This window comes from Citrobacter sp. Cpo100 (assembly GCF_030332595.1).
GTDB classification, from domain to species: Bacteria; Pseudomonadota; Gammaproteobacteria; order Enterobacterales; family Enterobacteriaceae; genus Citrobacter; species Citrobacter portucalensis.
Window position 1 is genome coordinate 605,898 of sequence record NZ_JAOWHM010000031.1, and the last position, 17,831, is coordinate 623,728.

Annotated in this window: 15 protein-coding genes and 1 pseudogene; 8 read left to right on the forward strand and 8 right to left on the reverse strand. The window is 50.4% G+C overall.

Translation table 11 applies throughout. The annotated features are described in order from the left end of the window. Window positions 1–318: 318 nt before the first annotated feature. The 7 genes and pseudogenes from OGX96_RS09765 to OGX96_RS09795 all read left to right on the forward strand — a co-directional run bounded on the left by OGX96_RS09765 (window position 319) and on the right by OGX96_RS09795 (window position 6,235). Window positions 319–522 (forward strand): YfgG family protein, encoded by a 204-nt coding sequence (locus tag OGX96_RS09765; protein WP_198802787.1) that lies wholly within the window; start codon window positions 319–321, stop codon window positions 520–522. Between the two features lie 363 nt (window positions 523–885). Then, window positions 886–1,764 (forward strand): small-conductance mechanosensitive channel MscS, encoded by an 879-nt coding sequence (mscS, locus tag OGX96_RS09770; RefSeq protein ID WP_008785447.1) that lies wholly within the window; start codon window positions 886–888, stop codon window positions 1,762–1,764. 281 nt (window positions 1,765–2,045) lie between these two features. Further along, on the forward strand, window positions 2,046–2,561 hold the full coding sequence (locus tag OGX96_RS09775; protein WP_198802789.1) for an outer membrane lipoprotein: 516 nt from the start codon (window positions 2,046–2,048) through the stop codon (window positions 2,559–2,561). Between the two features lie 15 nt (window positions 2,562–2,576). Next, window positions 2,577–3,116 carry a DUF5384 family protein gene (locus tag OGX96_RS09780; protein WP_198802791.1) on the forward strand — a complete coding sequence of 180 codons (540 nt, stop codon included), beginning with the start codon at window positions 2,577–2,579 and terminating at the stop codon, window positions 3,114–3,116. 374 nt (window positions 3,117–3,490) lie between these two features. Then, complete coding sequence (locus tag OGX96_RS09785; protein WP_198802793.1) at window positions 3,491–4,960, forward strand: AAA family ATPase; 1,470 nt, start codon at window positions 3,491–3,493, stop codon at window positions 4,958–4,960. A gap of 84 nt (window positions 4,961–5,044) precedes the next feature. Then, a pseudogene (locus OGX96_RS09790) lies at window positions 5,045–5,371 on the forward strand (integrase core domain-containing protein); the annotation flags it as partial. A 93-nt stretch (window positions 5,372–5,464) separates the two neighbouring features. Next, on the forward strand, window positions 5,465–6,235 hold the full coding sequence (locus tag OGX96_RS09795; protein ID WP_198802795.1) for a response regulator: 771 nt from the start codon (window positions 5,465–5,467) through the stop codon (window positions 6,233–6,235). Between the two features lie 301 nt (window positions 6,236–6,536). Here OGX96_RS09795 and guaA read toward each other — a convergent pair whose 3' ends face one another. Next, window positions 6,537–8,114 carry a glutamine-hydrolyzing GMP synthase gene (gene guaA / locus OGX96_RS09800; RefSeq protein WP_198802797.1) on the reverse strand — a complete coding sequence of 526 codons (1,578 nt, stop codon included), beginning with the start codon at window positions 8,112–8,114 and terminating at the stop codon, window positions 6,537–6,539. 63 nt (window positions 8,115–8,177) lie between these two features. Then, window positions 8,178–9,644 (reverse strand): IMP dehydrogenase, encoded by a 1,467-nt coding sequence (gene guaB / locus OGX96_RS09805; RefSeq protein WP_003037756.1) that lies wholly within the window; start codon window positions 9,642–9,644, stop codon window positions 8,178–8,180. Window positions 9,645–9,804: 160 nt separating this feature from the next. Between guaB and xseA the strand changes: the two genes are divergently transcribed. After that, complete coding sequence (xseA, locus tag OGX96_RS09810; RefSeq protein ID WP_198802799.1) at window positions 9,805–11,178, forward strand: exodeoxyribonuclease VII large subunit; 1,374 nt, start codon at window positions 9,805–9,807, stop codon at window positions 11,176–11,178. Here xseA and OGX96_RS09815 read toward each other — a convergent pair. The 6 genes from OGX96_RS09815 to OGX96_RS09840 all read right to left on the reverse strand — a co-directional run bounded on the left by OGX96_RS09815 (window position 11,175) and on the right by OGX96_RS09840 (window position 17,831). Further along, window positions 11,175–11,390 (reverse strand): zinc ribbon domain-containing protein, encoded by a 216-nt coding sequence (locus tag OGX96_RS09815; protein WP_198802801.1) that lies wholly within the window; start codon window positions 11,388–11,390, stop codon window positions 11,175–11,177. The genes xseA and OGX96_RS09815 overlap by 4 nt on opposite strands. Window positions 11,391–11,442: 52 nt before the next feature. Beyond that, window positions 11,443–12,525: a Gfo/Idh/MocA family oxidoreductase gene (locus OGX96_RS09820; protein WP_198802841.1), complete on the reverse strand. Its 1,083-nt coding sequence runs from the start codon at window positions 12,523–12,525 to the stop codon at window positions 11,443–11,445. Between the two features lie 63 nt (window positions 12,526–12,588). Next, window positions 12,589–14,130 carry a peptide MFS transporter gene (locus tag OGX96_RS09825; protein WP_003835166.1) on the reverse strand — a complete coding sequence of 514 codons (1,542 nt, stop codon included), beginning with the start codon at window positions 14,128–14,130 and terminating at the stop codon, window positions 12,589–12,591. A 300-nt stretch (window positions 14,131–14,430) separates the two neighbouring features. Further along, a complete protein-coding gene (der, locus tag OGX96_RS09830; RefSeq protein ID WP_286582881.1) occupies window positions 14,431–15,903 on the reverse strand; it encodes a ribosome biogenesis GTPase Der in 1,473 nt (490 codons plus the stop codon). A 118-nt stretch (window positions 15,904–16,021) separates the two neighbouring features. Then, window positions 16,022–17,200 carry an outer membrane protein assembly factor BamB gene (bamB, locus tag OGX96_RS09835; protein ID WP_008785453.1) on the reverse strand — a complete coding sequence of 393 codons (1,179 nt, stop codon included), beginning with the start codon at window positions 17,198–17,200 and terminating at the stop codon, window positions 16,022–16,024. Between the two features lie 10 nt (window positions 17,201–17,210). Further along, entirely contained in the window at window positions 17,211–17,831 is a 621-nt protein-coding gene (locus tag OGX96_RS09840) for a YfgM family protein (RefSeq protein WP_003835172.1), read from the reverse strand.

Consider the following 17,831-nt stretch of genomic DNA (forward strand, 5'->3'; position numbering starts at 1 on the left):
GGGGTATTCAGACAGGCATCCCACCTGACCTTAAAACGATAAAGTAAAATACATCACAATGATTCATCGATTTTAGATGTCAGCAAAGTGTGATGCTTGATACATATCAAAAAACATGCCCCTCATTCATCAATTATTACTCTTTTCATTATTTTTTATCGTTAATACATTATTCATGCAAATAATAATATTAATTTCCATAACATAAGAAGATAAAACAACTGAAGCAATTTTACATAAGGAAGAATTGACCATTCCCTCTCAGTGTGCCTTAATGTGAGTATCGCCCTCAGTTGGGTACACTACAAGGAACCTTTTGTGAGCCAGGTTACCAGCCTACGCAAACGACACCGATTTAACAGTCGCATGATCCGGATCGTACTGCTTATCAGCTTTCTCTTCTTCTTCGGACGCTTCGTCTACTCCGCCATTGGTGCGTGGCATCACCACCAGGACAAAAAAGAACCTCAGCAGACCACTCAGCCGCAACAGACAGCTCCTGCACAAACCGACGAACATTGATCGCTCGCGCCTGTGATACCCCCAGCATTAAGATTCCTTACCGGATGGCTAATCGCCTGACATTTAACCATCCGGTAAGGGATTTGAGTGGCGAAACTTTACACATACCCCCCTCTCCCGCTTAATTATCAGATAATCGACCGTATTTTTCGCACAAATGCACAATCTTTTCATCCCACTTCACCGCACCATTCGCGCTGATTTTTACGTTCCGGTTTAGCGGACATAAAAAGACAAACAGTGCTCAAATAAACGCTAATTAATATCACCAGCAAATATCACTGACGCAAGCATTTATATTTCGCATGAAAATTAAATAGTTATTTGAATTGTTATCATTTTTAAATACTACAGGGTAATACCATGAGTGGTTTTTTATTATTCCCGAAAATAAGAAGCGGCCTTGAGTGGATCGCCGGGCACAGCGATGCTGTCATTCAATTCGGCTGGAATATCGTTGCCGCCGTGATCTTATTGTTTATCGGTAAATTTATCGCTCGTCTGCTCTCTCGTGGGCTGGAAAAGTTACTGCTTAAACGTAAAGTCGACAGAACGATCATTCAGTTCTTCACCGCGCTGGTACGTTACATTACCCTCGCCTTTTCCGTCGTCGCCGCATTAGGTCGCATCGGTATTGAAACATCCTCCATTATTGCCGTCATCGGTGCCGCCGGACTGGCCATTGGCCTCGCGTTACAAAGCTCGCTTTCCAACTTTGCCGCTGGCGTGCTGTTGGTTTCCCTGCGGCCTTTTCGCGCCGGAGAAGTAGTGCAGATTGGTGCAGTCACCGGAACAGTAGAAAAGGTGCACATCTTCTCCACCACCCTGCTAACCGCGGACAGCAAAGAAGTGGTGATTCCAAACGGTAAGATCATCGCTGACAACATCATTAACTATTCCCGTCACCCTTTTCGTCGTATCGATCTGGTGATTGGTGTGGGTTATCAGAGTCGGATTGCAGAGGTTAAACAAGTTATTAATCACATTATCGAGCAGGACAGCCGCATCGATAAGCAACGTGGGGTAACCGTTCGTCTGGGCGAATTGGGCGCTTCAGCGTTGAATTTTTACGTGCGCGTATGGGTGCCCAATATCGAATACTGGAATACCTATTACGATCTGCTGGAAAACATTAAAGAGGCATTGGACGCCAACCATATCGACCTACCCTATCCACAGATGGATGTGCGTATTCAGAATGTCGCACCTCAGCAGCAGCCCCAGCTGCAACTGGTCGATTAATCTATTGCTTTCTCTATTTCAGTAGAGAAAGCATTGATACAACAATTGGATTGAATCAAAAACCACCCACTATTTCAGCCCATTCACCCTCAATCATAAAGTGCACCTATAAAATACACAGAGCGGATTTGCACTCTCAAAGACAGACATGACTAAAATCATATATCACATTGTTATATAACAAAAAAATAGGCTTTAAATGAAAAAAACGATAGGTTTACTTTTATTAACGGGCAAGATTAAATGCATTGCTTTTTCGATGTGATTAACAAGGAATAGTAATGAACTTTAAAAAATGCGCCCTACCTTTAGCACTCATTGCCTGCTTCTCAATTGCTGGCTGCCAATCTAACGCTGACGAGCATGCGGCGGATGTTTATCAAACCGACCAGCTTAATTCAAAGCAAGAGACAAAAACGGTCAACATCATCTCGGTTTTGCCCGCGAAAGTGGCAGTAGACAATACGGCAAATAAACGTGCAGCGCAGGCTACTGGCGCTATTCTTGGCGCAGTTGCAGGCGGAGTCATCGGCCATAATGTGGGATCACGCGGTAATACCAACACTACGACTGGTGCCGTTGCTGGGGGTACAGCGGGTGCTGTGGCCGGCTCAATGGTCAATGATAAAACGTTAGTTGAAGGCGTATCTTTAACCTATAAAGAAGGTACTAAGGTTTACACTTCAACGCAGGTCGGTAAGGCTTGCCAGTTTAGTACTGGTCTGGCAGTAGTCATCTCCACCAACTACAACGAGACCCGAATTCAGCCAAACGCGAAATGCCCTGAAAAAAGTTAACGATTGAGGGGACACATGAAAAAAATCGTTCTGGCGACCTTTCTCAGTATCTTTAGCAGCGCGGCGTTTTCATCGTCTTTGCAGGATCAGCTTTCGGCAGTCGCTCAGGCTGAACAGCAAGGGGCTAACGAGGAAAAAAAACAGCACGACGACTGGGTAGCTGAGCGCAATAAGCAGATCCAGCAAGATAAACAGCGGCGCGCTAGTGCCCAGGCAGCCGCTAATAAAAAAGCCGCTGCCGCGGCCGCTGAAAAGCAAGCCCGACAAGATAAGCGCGACGCCGAAGCTTTGCAGGATAAGAAAAGAGATCAGGGTTATGAAGATGAACTTCGCAGTCTGGAAATTCAAAAGCAGAAACTGGCTCTGGCTAAGGAAGAAGCGCGGGTCAAAAGGGAAAACGAATTTATCGATCAGGAATTGAAAAGTAAGGCCGCGCAAACCGACGTGACGCAGTCTGAAGCCGATGCCAATAGAAACATTTCTGAAGGCGGACGCGATCTCATGAAGAGTGAAGGTAAAGCTCGCGAAGATAAAGCTGATAGTTGGTTTAACTGATTTTTACCTTAACCGCTCTTGCCTAAACAAAAGCCCTCTGTCATATAGAGGGCTTTTAGTATTTACCAATTCAAATTAAGGTAAAATATGGCGCGATTATTCCCACCCAGCTATCAATGAGAAAATAAAATCTAAACAAATCAATGCTTTGAAACAGACCACTTAGCAGATACCACGAAAAATACCATGTCTCAATAATAGAGCTGTCTACAGGCTGTTCAGACGAACAATATGGCCGCTCTACTCCTACTAGAGTCCTTAGCTCGGTAACATCACTAATTTCAACATAGATGTGAACAAAATGAGGCATCAACGCACCTATTCAGTTAGTGTATTTGATATCGTATGTGGCAACGAAAAATGGAGTTACAATCTTGAAAGTAAGCGAGTTATCTAGCCAAATTGGCCGACTTTACGGCTTAAACAACATCAACATAATTATGGGCCGAAACGGTGCGGGAAAAAGTCGTTTCCTTCGCGATATCGAACAAACAATCAGCCAGAACAAGCAGCAATTTTATGTCCGGTATGTAAGTCCAGAGCGAGCAGGGTCGTTCAAGCGTGATGGCACCATCCTCACAAATATGAGCGACAACCCCGAATGGCTGAGGCACACTCGGGCAGTTAATCAGGCAAGCAACTTCAAAGCTGCATCGGCTATGCTATTTCGCGAGGCCGAGACGCTTTACTTACGTCGACTTGCCAATACTCCGGAAATTCGAACTGATCTAACGCGAAACTTTCAGACAGACCGATTAAGTAAAATTAATCAGCTTCTCACTAACATTTCGCTCGAGATGGGTAATGCTGATTATGAGTTTCGATCACTTGTAGATGGTCAGATTATTGATCCGGCCCAAATCAGTAGCGGTGAATCGGAAGCGGTTGCATTAGCCGCGGAAATCATCTATTTCTTCGACACAATAGATCCGGAGAAATTCAACGTACTCCTCCTCGATGAGCCTGATGTACATCTGCACCCCGACCTCCAAGCTAGACTGGGCAAGCTGATAATCAGTATGCTCGACGAATTCAGAACACACGCGAACAGTATTGCCATATGCTTATCCACCCATAGTTCCCCGCTCGTCTGTTCTCTTGCCGCCTCCCCATATGTATCAATCGGCACGAAGAGCTTTGCAGTGAATGAAATCTCATTGATACCGGCCAGCGATGAACTTCGAAAGATTGCACCATTCTTCGGGCACCCCCTATCGCTTTCTCTTAGCGAAGACGCTGCATTAATTTTGGAAGGAGAGGACGACGAACGAGTCTGGCAACAAGCAGCCAGAACATCACAGGGTCGAATAAAAATCTTTCCCGTACTAGCAGGTAGCGTAGATCAACAGAGTCAACTTGAGGATTTCTGCGTAGACCTCCTTAGTACACTCTATGACAATCCAATCGCCTTTTCCCTTCGTGATGGCGATGGTGTAATCAACGAGTCGCTTGAACATCGCCTACCTCTTAAACGCTATCGCTTACGATGCTACGCTATCGAAAATGTTCTTTTGACTGATTCATGCCTTGCAGTAATGAATGTTGCATGGGCGGAATTTGTAGACGCAGCCAAAAAATGGGTTGAGGATAATCAAACACACTCCGACATAGCGTTGATTGCAGAACTAATGGAATCGAGCGACCGATTGCGTCACAAGAAGATCAAGAAAATCCGCCAACTCGTCTGTGCTATTGTTGAGTGTAAAAAACCTTGGGAGGTAGTAGTTGGACAAGCAATCGGGGCATTGACCAGAGAAGACCTTGAAAACTCAAATATGTTGATCGATTTTCTTGGAGGAGAGATGGTCAGCGACGTCATCTTCAGGGACGCAATAAACCCATGAGAATGACCTGATACCATGACCACGATTGATCCGCCCTCATGGTATCAGTATTTATTTTATAACCCGCCTCTCAATACACCAAGATATTGCGGTAAAGTGGAGCAGCATGATTACCAGCTTTATCTGGCGATAAATGATATTGAGCATACGAAAACGAAGGCAATGTCATCTAAGACCAATAGTATCTGCGAGCAGTTCCATAAAACGATACTGAACGAGTTTTATCAGGTGACGTTCCGCAAAAAGTTATATGATGATCTTGAAGCATTACAATCGGTTCTTGATGAATGGCTGGTTCACTATAATAATGAGCGAACCCATCAGGGAAAAATGTGCAGTGGCCGAACACCGATGGAAACGTTACTTGATGGAAAGCACATCTGGGATGAGAAAAACTCAAGCCAGATGTAATCTGACAGATACCTTTATAAATAGCCGGTAATTGTCAGATCAGGTCCGATCTAATACAACTTAACTGTGTTATGAGCAATACTGAGGATGGATATGGAACCAGAGAAATTTGCTGAAACTGCAATAGGATTTACCAAAAGCCCTCTTGGTATCATTGCACTCTTTATTGTTCTCGTTTATGGATTTGCCTCTTTCGTCGTTGGCTTTGGTAATGGCTTATCAGAGCATATAGCTCCCCTTATTTATTTCATGGTTTTCTTTCCTGTCATTGTGTTTCTTGGCTTTCTCTGGCTTGTTGCGAAACATCATAATAAGCTTTACGGGCCGTCAGATTTCAAAGATGAAAATAATTTTTTAAGAGCGCAAATAGCTACAGCAGCATCATTGACCGCCGCCACAGCAAAACAGTCTGAAAATAGTGCAGGGGTCACTGAAAGCCAACTGCGAAAAATCGTCAACGTTGTATCCAATGCAAAACGGCAGAGTAAGCATGAAAAATGGCGAAATCGTATTTTATGGGTGGATGATCGACCAGAAAATAATGTTTACGAAAGACAGGCATTTGAGGCACAGGGAATAGAGTTCGCTTTAGCTCTTTCAACTGACGAAGCCTTGGAATTGTTAAAAACAAATAAGTTTGCAGCTATTATTTCGGATATGGATCGCAAAGAAGGGGCGCAAGAAGGTTATGTCTTACTAGAAAGATTACGCGCAATGGGAGACAAAACTCCTTTTATGATCTATGCGTCCTCAGATCTACCAGAGCACAAGAGAATGGCGAGAGAAAGAGGTGCAATTGGCTCCACTAATCGAGCAGAAGAACTCTTTCAAATTGTCATGGGTGCGATTACCAATGGCTCATAACAAAGCCATTAAATTCGCCCCCTACGGCTACGGTTGCCGGACGCTCACAACGGCCAGTATCTCATTTGTCGATTTGATCGATCTCATCATACCCTTGTAAGCACTTCCGGCTAGACTGTTTTGGAATACCGCCATTTTGTTGGTAATGGCTTTTATCTTTAGGCCATAGCCGATGTTATAGAGTTACGGCCTTAGAAATAGAAGTCATACACTCAATGAAAAACCAATAAAAAATGCCAGTCAGAAAACTGACTGGCATTAAAGTTAGTTGAAAAAGCTTAATTACTATTTATAGCCAGTCCTACTCCCACTCAATGGTAGCCGGTGGCTTACCGCTGATGTCATACACCACGCGGGAAATACCGTTCACTTCGTTGATAATGCGGTTGGATACGCGGCCTAAGAAGTCATACGGCAGGTGTGCCCAGTGCGCGGTCATAAAGTCGATGGTTTCAACCGCACGCAGGGAAACAACCCAGTCGTACTTGCGACCATCGCCCATCACGCCAACGGAACGTACCGGCAGGAACACGGTGAACGCCTGGCTTACCTTGTTGTACAGGTCAGCTTTGTGCAGCTCTTCAATGAAGATAGCATCCGCGCGACGCAGCAGGTCGCAGTACTCTTTCTTCACTTCGCCAAGCACACGCACGCCCAGACCCGGTCCCGGGAACGGGTGACGGTACAGCATGTCGTACGGCAGGCCCAGCTCCAGACCAATCTTACGCACTTCGTCTTTGAACAGCTCACGCAGCGGTTCAACCAGACCCATCTTCATCTCTTTCGGCAAACCGCCCACGTTGTGGTGAGATTTGATAACGTGCGCTTTGCCGGTGGCAGATGCCGCGGATTCGATCACGTCCGGGTAGATGGTGCCCTGCGCCAGCCACTTAACGTCTTCCAGCTTCAGCGCTTCTTCATCGAATACTTCCACGAATACGCGGCCAATGATTTTACGTTTAGCTTCTGGGTCGTTCTCGCCTTTCAGCGCGTCCAGGAAACGCTTTTCGCCTTCCACGTGAACGATGTTCAGGCCAAAGTGGTCGCCGAACATATCCATCACCTGCTGAGCTTCGTTGAGACGCAGCAGACCGTTGTCGACGAACACGCAGGTCAGGTTTTTGCCGATTGCACGGTGCAGCAGCATCGCGGTCACGGAGGAGTCAACGCCGCCGGACAGACCGAGGATAACTTTATCATTGCCAACCTGCTCACGAATGCGGGCAACGGCGTCATCGATAATTTTTGCCGGCGTCCACAGCGCTTCACACTGGCAGATGTCGCGCACAAAACGCTCCAGCATGCGCATGCCCTGACGGGTGTGGGTAACTTCCGGGTGGAACTGCACGCCGTAGAAGCGTTTTTCTTCGTGCGCCATGATAGCGAACGGGCAGCTGTCGGTGCTGGCAACGGTCACGAAACCTTCCGGAATGGCGGTCACTTTGTCGCCGTGGCTCATCCACACGTCCAGCAGCGGTTTGCCGTCTGCGGTCAGGGAGTCTTCAATACCGCGGATAAGCGCGCTGTCGGTCTGAACTTCAACCTGCGCATAGCCGAATTCACGTTCGTTAGAACCTTCAACATGGCCACCGAGCTGCATTGCCATGGTCTGCATGCCGTAGCACACGCCGAACACCGGCACGCCCGCATTGAAAACGTATTCCGGCGCACGCGGGCTGTTTTCTTCGGTGGTACTTTCCGGACCACCGGAAAGAATGATACCGCTTGGGTTGAATTCGCGAATTTGTGCTTCCGTAACATCCCATGCCCACAGTTCACAGTAGACGCCCAGTTCACGTACGCGACGTGCAACCAGCTGAGTGTACTGCGAGCCGAAATCGAGGATGAGAATGCGATGTTTATGAATATTGTCTGTCATTGACGCTAATTCCGAGGCAAGTGAAACAAATTCGCCCGGCATATAGCCGGGCGCGGAAACTTATCAGGAGCCCATGCGGTAGTTAGGGGACTCTTTGGTGATGGTCACATCGTGAACGTGACTTTCCTGAATACCCGCACCGCTGATGCGTACAAACTCTGCTTTCGTTCGCAGCGCGTCGATAGTACCACAGCCGGTCAGACCCATACAGGAGCGCAGGCCGCCCATCTGCTGGTGAATGATCTCTTTCAGGCGACCTTTATAGGCAACGCGACCTTCGATACCTTCCGGGACCAGTTTGTCAGCAGCGTTATCGCTCTGGAAGTAACGGTCAGAAGACCCTTTGGACATCGCGCCCAGAGAACCCATACCGCGGTAAGATTTGTAAGAACGGCCCTGGTACAGTTCGATTTCGCCCGGGGATTCTTCAGTACCCGCCAGCATGGAGCCAACCATCACTGCGGCAGCACCAGCAGCAATCGCTTTAGCGATGTCGCCGGAGAAACGAATACCGCCGTCGGCGATAACCGGAATACCGGTGCCTTCCAGCGCTTCAACGGCATCAGAAACGGCAGTGATCTGCGGAACACCGACGCCGGTCACGATACGGGTAGTACAGATGGAGCCAGGGCCGATACCCACTTTAACTGCGCTGCAGCCAGCTTCAGCAAGCGCGCGAGCACCTGCGCCCGTAGCAACGTTACCGCCGATGATCTGCAGGTCAGGATATTTAGCGCGAGTTTCACGGATACGCTGCAGAACGCCTTCAGAGTGGCCGTGAGAGGAGTCAATCAGCAGAACGTCTACGCCAGCGGCAACCAGCGCGTCTACACGCTCTTCGTTACCTGCGCCAGCACCTACCGCTGCACCAACGCGCAGACGACCATGCTCGTCTTTACAGGCGTTAGGTTTACGTTCTGCTTTCTGGAAATCTTTTACGGTGATCATGCCGAGCAGGTGGAAGCTGTCATCAACAACCAGCGCTTTCTCAACGCGTTTTTCGTGCATTTTGGCAAAAACGACATCGCGCGCTTCGCCTTCACGAACGGTCACCAGACGCTCTTTTGGCGTCATATATACGCTAACCGGCTGGTTCAGGTCAGTCACAAAACGCACGTCACGGCCGGTGATGATGCCGACCAGTTCGTTATCTTCAGTCACTACCGGGTAGCCAGCAAAGCCGTTACGCTCGGTCAGTTCTTTCACTTCGCGCAGAGTAGTGGTTGGCAGTACGGTCTGTGGGTCAGTTACCACGCCAGATTCGTGTTTCTTCACGCGGCGAACTTCTTCAGCCTGGCGCTCGATGGACATGTTTTTGTGGATAAAACCGATGCCGCCTTCCTGGGCCAGGGCAATTGCCAGGCGCGCTTCCGTCACGGTGTCCATTGCTGCGGAGAGCATAGGAATGTTCAGGCGAATGGTTTTCGTCAACTGGGTGCTGAGGTCAGCAGTATTCGGCAGAACGGTAGAATGAGCGGGAACGAGGAGGACGTCGTCAAACGTCAGGGCTTCTTTTGCGATACGTAGCATGGGCAATATCTCACCTGGGAGGTTATTAAATATTGCCGCGGCATTATACAGAGCGTAACCGATTGCATCCACACTTTTTTGCAAAAAAACCTTGCGCTCCTCTGTGAGCATGTTACTTTCGACTGAATAACTTGCTGATTTAGAATTTGATCCCGCTCACATGTTATCCTCTCAGACCACCTCAATTTTTACCGTAAGCCGCCTAAATCAGACGGTTCGTTTGCTGCTTGAGCAGGAAATGGGACAAGTTTGGATCAGCGGTGAAATCTCGAATTTCACTCAGCCGTCCTCCGGTCACTGGTATTTCACGCTCAAAGATGACACCGCCCAGGTACGCTGCGCGATGTTTCGCAACAGCAATCGACGGGTAACGTTCCGCCCGCAGCACGGTCAGCAGGTCCTGGTACGCGCCAACATTACGTTGTACGAACCGCGTGGCGACTATCAGATAATTGTTGAGAGCATGCAGCCAGCTGGTGAAGGCTTGTTGCAGCAAAAATATGAGCAACTCAAAGCCAAACTGCAGGCTGAAGGGCTATTCGATCAGCAGTTCAAAAAATCACTACCCTCTCCGGCTCACTGCGTTGGGGTCATTACCTCGAAAACCGGGGCTGCACTGCACGACATTCTCCACGTGCTGAAGCGCCGTGACCCATCCCTGCCCGTTATTATCTACCCGACCGCGGTCCAGGGCGACGATGCGCCAGGACAGATCGTTCGCGCCATTGAGCTGGCGAACGCGCGGGGCGAGTGCGATGTGCTTATCGTCGGGCGCGGCGGCGGTTCTCTGGAAGATTTGTGGAGTTTTAACGACGAACGCGTAGCACGGGCAATCTTTGCCAGCCGCATTCCGGTAGTAAGCGCCGTCGGCCACGAAACAGATGTCACTATTGCCGATTTTATTGCAGATTTACGGGCGCCTACGCCATCAGCAGCGGCGGAAATTGTTAGCCGCAATCAACTGGAACTGCTGCGTCAAATTCAGCATGGCCAGCAGCGTCTGGAGATGGCGATGGACTACTACATCGCCAACCGTACTCGTCGCTTTACCCAGCTTCATCACCGTTTGCAACAGCAACATCCGCAACTGCGTCTGGCCCGTCAGCAGACCGTGCTGGAGCGGCTGCGTCAGCGGATGAATTTCGCTCTTGAGAATAAGATTAAGCAGGCCAATCAGCGCCAACAGCGCGTAAGCCAACGCCTGAGCCAGCAAAACCCACAGCCGCGAATTTATCGGGCGCAAACCCGTATTCAGCAACTGGAGTACCGTCTGGCAGAAATTATCCGCGCGCGTTTAAGCGCACAGCGAGAACGCTTCGGTAATGTGGTGACGCACCTTGAAGCGGTGAGTCCTCTCTCGACGCTCGCTCGCGGCTATAGCGTCACTACCGCGACCGACGGCAAAGTGCTGAAGCAGACCAAACAGGTAAAAACCGGTGATGTGCTCACTACCCGCCTGTCAGACGGCTGGGTAGAGAGCGAAGTGAAAGGCGTAACGACGGCAAAGAAAACGCGTAAGAAAAAGCCAGATTAAACCGGCACAAATTCCACACGTTTCTTCGAGATCAGACCATGGCCATTCTGACAGAAGTAATCCACCGCACCGCAGGCTTTTAACACCTGGAGTGGCTGATTGCACTCCGGGCAGCGCGCTTCTAACGGAATATCTTTTTTACAGTTTTCACAGTGTGCCACACCGTTTTGTGGTTCCAGTTCTGCATGACAATCCGGGCAGGTCATCGACATGGTGACTCCTTTAAATGGCGTTCAATTCTGCGCTAATTTTACCATGATACGCTTAGTGTGAACCACGCAACTGTTGCTGTAGGATCAGTAATCGTTCTACCTCATCCAGCCTGCGCTGCGTCGTGCGGCTCACCTCCTGCGGGCTGCGTTCAAACAGACTTTGCGTCCCCAGAATATGTTCCGCCAGACAATGGGCATAAATAGTACCAGGCAGACACCAGCGTTGCACAACATCACCGTCAATCAATTCGAGCACATCGTCGGCACCCCGTCGGTCGTAGCTGATGATACGCCCATCACGCAGATAAAGGCGCAGACCTTTTTGTCCGCCAGCAGGCCCCGCGTATTTATTCAGCCAGATATCCAACGGTACACCGCTAATCAGTCCTTGCAGATGCGCCTCTCCTTCAGCCGTGGTCAGGTCCCCCTGGATGATGTTACGTCCCAGACGGTCTTTAGCGCTCTTCACCTGCAGGGTCATGCTGTCATTACCGCCCAGGTAACGCACTGTTTCACGCAGCATGGCCAGTACGTGTGTGCCAATGTCCAGAATCACACCGTCCGGGTGGCGAAGCTCACGCGTATCTGGCTCACCAGTGGCAAAGTTGAGCGCGATCGGCTCTCCTGTAGCGTTATATCCGCTCGGCTCCTGCAAAAAACCGTCGATTTTAACAACGTCTGAAAAGTGAGAGACAAGTGCCTGTTGTGGGTTATCGCCCTGCCACTGCGCACCGAGTTTTCCCAATGCCAGCTGCATTGCGCCATTACGCGCCATCCAGTGGTCGAGCGCCAGCACACGATCGGCAGCGTCGGGTTGCTCCAGCAGCGTTTTCAGTTTTTTAATTTGGGAAAGCGTGGCAACAATCGGTTTTTCAACCACGATTCGTGCGATGGGAGCGGCCAGCGCCTGTTCAAGCACATCGAGATGATGCAGAGAAGCGGTGGTGATAAACAGGGTATCAAGCGGTGTTGCAAGAAGTTCAGCGAGCGATGCACAGCGTGTCACACCAGCGGGCTGTTTTGCGGGTTGCACGTCAAATCCCACACAGCACAGGGAATCACCGTAAAGTTTACGCAATGCGGGCAAGTATGCCGTTTCAACGACTGCGCCAAGCCCAACAAACCCTAACAGCATGTTCTCACCTCGTAAATGAATTGGCCGGGACATCACGTCTGCCCCGGCACAATCGAGGTGTTATCAGGCGCTAGTAGCCGGTTTAGTTTGCGTATTCTCCAGCATGCGACGGATCGGCACAATGAGGACGATCAGTACCGCGGCGCAGATAAGCAATGCAATCGAGCAACGAGCGAAGAGATCCGGCAGCATATCCAGTTGGTCGGCCTTCACATGACCACCAATCAGACCTGCGGCCAGGTTACCCAGCGCACTGGCGCAGAACCACAGGCCCATCATCTGCCCGCGCATTCTTTCCGGAGCCAGCAGCGTCATGGTCGCCAGACCGATCGGGCTCAGGCACAACTCACCAAGCGTCAGCATCAGGATACTGCCCACCAGCCAGAATGGGGAGACGCCTGCGCCACCGTTACTGAGAACGTTTTGCGCTGCCAGCATCATCAGACCAAAGCCTGCAGCGGCACAGAGAATACCGATAACGAACTTGGTGATGCTGCTCGGGCGAATGTTCATGCTCGCCAGTTTCGGCCACGCCCAGCTGAATACCGGTGCCAGCAGAATGATAAACAGTGCGTTTATCGACTGGAACCAGACCGCCGGGATTTCAAAATCGCCGATCATACGGTTAGTGTAGTCGTTAGCGAACAGGTTGAACGAGGTTGGCTTCTGCTCAAACGCAGACCAGAAGAACGCGGCGGAAACCAGCAGGATAAAGCAGACCAGCAGTCTGGCGCGCTCTTTGCGGTTCAGACCAGCAAAGACAAACAGGTAGATAAAATAAAGCGCGACGGAGGCGGCAATCACATACACCAGCATACTGGCAACCGCGACCGGATTTATCACAATCACGCCCTGCGCAATCAGCGTAACGATAACAGCTACGCCGACGGCCAGCGCCAGCAGCCACGCGCCCACACCGTTACGTTTCACTACCGGGCTGTTCCAGGTTGAGTCCAGACCCACTTCGCTGTCATAACGTTTCATCGATGGAACGGCAAACACGCGGAAGATGATCAACGCCACCAGCATCCCGATACCACCGATGCCAAAGCCCCAGTGCCAACCGTGGGATTTAATCAGCCAGCCGGAGATCAGCGGCGCGATAAACGATCCCATATTGATGCCCATATAGAACAGCGAGAAACCGCCGTCGCGACGCGCATCGCCTTTTTTATACAGCGTGCCAACCATCACTGAGATACAGGTTTTAAACAGACCGGAACCGAGCACGATAAACATCAGGCCGATAAAGAACAGGTTGTTCCCCATAATGGCCGAGAGCGCGATCGACAAGTGACCGAGCGCAATCAAAATGGAACCGTACCACACCGCTTTCTGTTGGCCGAGCCAGTTATCCGCCAGCCAGCCACCAGGCAGCGCGGCGAGATACATCGTACCGGCAAAGATACCCACAATCGCCGAGGCATTTTCACGCGCCAGCCCCATGCCGCCGTCATAAACGGTAGCAGCCATAAACAGGATCAGTAACGGGCGAATGCCGTAAAACGAGAAGCGCTCCCACATCTCTGTGAAGAACAGCGAGCCGAGCGGGTAAGGATGACCGAAGAAAGTTCGGCTTTCTTTTTGATTAACAGAGGATTGCATAATTCTCCCGAAAGTTATGTCGTCGTGCGTGTAAACACCGCGATGTACGCCAGCCAGTTACGTATCTGACCGATTTTTTACATGCGGCGAAAAGTTATTTAACCATTTGATAACCTAAGGCTAGTTTTGTCTAGTACCAGCCCCCGGACTTTAAGATGAAAACTCGACAAATGTCTACTTTCTTAGATTTAAACTTGGCAAAAAACGAATAGTGATTGACATCGCACGGGCTGAGGCTGGCGATGGAATATCGAAAAAAAACCCGCGACAAGCGCGGGTTTTTATCAACATCAGCAACGATTATTTGCTTTTTTTAATGTGCTTAATCAAACGTTTACGTTTACGCATCTGGGTCGGCGTCAGTGTATTACGTTTATTCGCAAACGGGTTTTCCCCTTCTTTGAACTGAATACGGATCGGCGTCCCCATCACGTCCAAAGACTTGCGGAAATAGTTCATCAGATAGCGCTTGTAGGAATCCGGCAGGTCTTTGACCTGGTTGCCGTGAATCACCACGATTGGCGGGTTATAACCACCGGCATGGGCATATTTCAGCTTCACACGACGACCACGCACCAGCGGCGGCTGATGATCTTCTACTGCCATGGTCATGATGCGCGTCAGCATCGCGGTGCTCACTCGACGTGTGGAGCTATCGTATGCTTCACGGACCGATTCAAACAGATTACCCACGCCGCTACCGTGCAGCGCAGAGATAAAGTGTACGCGCGCAAAATCAATAAAGCCCAGACGGAAGTCCAGCGTCTCTTTGACCTGCTCTTTTACTTCCTGCGTCAGGCCATCCCACTTGTTGACTACGATAACAAGTGAGCGCCCACTATTGAGGATAAAGCCCAGCAGCGACAGGTCCTGATCGGAAATCCCTTCACGCGCGTCAATCACCAGCATCACCACGTTAGCATCTTCAATTGCCTGCAGCGTTTTGATTACTGAGAATTTTTCTACCGCTTCGGTAATTTTGCCGCGCTTACGCACGCCCGCGGTATCGATGAGCACATATTCGCGTTCATCGCGCTGCATCGGAATATAAATACTGTCACGCGTGGTTCCCGGCATGTCGTAAACCACCACGCGGTCTTCGCCGAGAATACGGTTAGTAAGCGTGGACTTACCTACGTTCGGACGGCCGACGATTGCCAGTTTAATCGGCAAATCCTGCGGGTTGAAATCGTCCTCAGGCTCTTCTTCGCCGTTTTCTTTGGCTTCAAGCTGCGCCCAGTATTCTGCGTCTTCATCCACTTCTTCCTGAGGAGCAACGTCATCCATCCACGGCAGTAGAACATGCTCCAGCAGGCTGAGAACGCCACGACCATGGGACGCCGCGATCGGATGAATTTCACCCAGACCCAATGAGTAGAAATCAACAACCGCCTGGTCAGGATCGAGTCCGTCAGTTTTGTTGGCGACCAGGAACGTCGGTTTCTGGCGCGAACGCAGATGTTTAGCAATAGCTTCATCCGCTGGCATCAGGCCAGCACGCGCATCCACCATGAACAGCACAACGTCTGCTTCTTCGATAGCCAACAGCGACTGTTCCGCCATACGGGTTTCAACACCGTCTTCGGTGCCATCAATACCGCCGGTATCAATACAGATAAACTCACGGCCTTCAATTTCCGCACGACCGTACTTACGGTCACGAGTCAGACCCGGGAAATCCGCAACCAGCGCATCTCGGGTGCGAGTTAGACGGTTAAATAACGTGGATTTGCCAACGTTAGGGCGCCCGACAAGCGCGACCACAGGTACCATGTTTAAAGCCTCATTTAAAAAATCATCAGACAACGGGCACATTTTTTGCCCCGTTGTTAAAAACAGTAAAACGGCCCCTGCACCAGGAGCCGTTTTTCAAAGCGAGCGGCCGGGACGATTAACGCGTAATGGAGTACAGCGTACCGTCTTTCGCCTGGATCAGCAGTTTACCATCAGCAGAGACCGGCTCGGTCAGGAAACCTGAGCTGTCGACTTTCTGCTGGGCAACAAAACGACCATCGTCAACGTTAATCCAGTGCAGGTAGCCTTCGCTATCACCGACGACCAGATTGCCATTATACAATACCGGGGACGTCAGCAGACGGTGCAGCAGATCGCTTTGCGTCCACAGCGTCACGCCGCCATCGGTGGTCAGCGCCAGTACGCGGTCATTCTGGTCAACCAGGTAGATACGGTTACCGTCGACGATGAAATCATTCACCGAGCCCAGTTCGCGTTTCCACATAATCTGACCGCTGCGCAGATCCAGCGCCGTCAGGTTACCATTATAAGCCAGCGCGTAAACAACGCCATTGACGATAACCGGCGTGGTATCAACGTCGCTCAGACGATCGATTTCCGTTGGGCCTGTCGCCTGAGAGATACGCTGCTGCCAAATCATCTGGCCTTGCTGCATCAGCACGGCGCTCACGCGACCGTTATCACCGCCGACAATAGCTGCGCCAAAGGCGGTTGCCGGAGCGGATTCACCACGCAGAGACAGGGAAGGCATGTCGAGGTTAACGGTCCATTTGATGGCGCCATCAGCTTCGTTTAATGCCTGCAACTGGCCGTTGCTGGTGTGGATCAAAACTACGCCATCGCTCACAACAGGACGAGACAGCGCTTCACCGGCGACTTTCGTCTGCCATGCGGTGGTACCGTCGCTGGTATTCAACGCATAAACCTGTGCTTTTTCGCTGCCAATGTAAACATGTCCGCCGGACACGGTTACGCCGCCAGAAAGCTGTGCAGATGCACGGGAGAACCAGCCGTCTTTCTCTCCCAGATTCACAGACCAGACTTCTTTACCGTCGCCTGCGTTCAATGCTTTCACTACACCAGCGCGATCGGCTGCATAGACAACGTTATCCGCCAGCGCAGGGTGAAGATTGGAATAGAAATCACCAATACCGTTACCTACGGAGGTGCTCCATTCCGTAGACGGAGTAAACTGGTTTTCAACCACCGGTAATGGGGACATCTTAACGACATCTTCTTCGCCACTAAACAGTGAACAGCCGCTCAATAGGGTAACGGAAAGCAGCCCTGGCAGAAGTAATTTACGCAATTGCATCGGGTCCCTCTCAGATGGACAAATTATTGATTTTCATCTGCATCATTTCGCTCAGAGCAGGAGAGGCATCGCTTTTCACACCCGCTTCCCATGCGCTACGCGCACCTTGTTTGTCGCCTTTGCTCAGCAACGCTTCACCGCGCAGATCGGCAACAATGGCCGTCCACCCTTCACCTTTAATGGTGTCGAGTGTTTTCAGCGCGGTATCAGCCTGTTTAAGCTGAACCTGAACACGAGCCAGACGCAGGTTAATCACCGCTTTGAGATTTTCATCGCTGGTCGCAGCCAAGCCCTGTTGCAGCTGACTTGCGGCTTTCTCAAGTTCATTTTGGTCAACAAACTGCTGCGCAAGTTCCAGTGAAGCTAGCGCGCCGTAGGTATTTTTATTCTCTGCAGCAAATTTCTCAGCGGCAGGAATGCTGTCCGGTTTACCCGCGCTAACCGCAGTCACCGTATTTTGATATGCCAGAGAAGCAGAGCGTGCGGACTCCGTCTGATGGCTGGTCCAGTAACGCCAACCAACCAGCGCGCCAACCCCTAAAATGATCCCAACAGCCAGCGCCTTGCCGTTTTCAGCAAAGAAGCGTTTTACCGCATCAACCTGGTCGTGTTCGTTCTCGTAAATTTCCAC

What these genes read in the sequence shown, in the direction of transcription:
- mscS (WP_008785447.1), top strand. Translation starts at nt 886, where the DNA reads ATGAGTGGTTTTTTATTATTCCCGAAAATAAGAAGCGGCCTTGAGTGG.
- OGX96_RS09775 (WP_198802789.1), top strand. Translation starts at nt 2,046, where the DNA reads ATGAACTTTAAAAAATGCGCCCTACCTTTAGCACTCATTGCCTGCTTC.
- OGX96_RS09780 (WP_198802791.1), top strand. Translation starts at nt 2,577, where the DNA reads ATGAAAAAAATCGTTCTGGCGACCTTTCTCAGTATCTTTAGCAGCGCG.
- OGX96_RS09795 (WP_198802795.1), top strand. Translation starts at nt 5,465, where the DNA reads ATGGAACCAGAGAAATTTGCTGAAACTGCAATAGGATTTACCAAAAGC.
- guaA (WP_198802797.1), bottom strand. Translation starts at nt 8,114, where the DNA reads ATGACAGACAATATTCATAAACATCGCATTCTCATCCTCGATTTCGGC.
- guaB (WP_003037756.1), bottom strand. Translation starts at nt 9,644, where the DNA reads ATGCTACGTATCGCAAAAGAAGCCCTGACGTTTGACGACGTCCTCCTC.
- xseA (WP_198802799.1), top strand. Translation starts at nt 9,805, where the DNA reads ATGTTATCCTCTCAGACCACCTCAATTTTTACCGTAAGCCGCCTAAAT.
- OGX96_RS09815 (WP_198802801.1), bottom strand. Translation starts at nt 11,390, where the DNA reads ATGTCGATGACCTGCCCGGATTGTCATGCAGAACTGGAACCACAAAAC.
- OGX96_RS09820 (WP_198802841.1), bottom strand. Translation starts at nt 12,525, where the DNA reads ATGCTGTTAGGGTTTGTTGGGCTTGGCGCAGTCGTTGAAACGGCATAC.
- OGX96_RS09825 (WP_003835166.1), bottom strand. Translation starts at nt 14,130, where the DNA reads ATGCAATCCTCTGTTAATCAAAAAGAAAGCCGAACTTTCTTCGGTCAT.
- der (WP_286582881.1), bottom strand. Translation starts at nt 15,903, where the DNA reads ATGGTACCTGTGGTCGCGCTTGTCGGGCGCCCTAACGTTGGCAAATCC.
- bamB (WP_008785453.1), bottom strand. Translation starts at nt 17,200, where the DNA reads ATGCAATTGCGTAAATTACTTCTGCCAGGGCTGCTTTCCGTTACCCTA.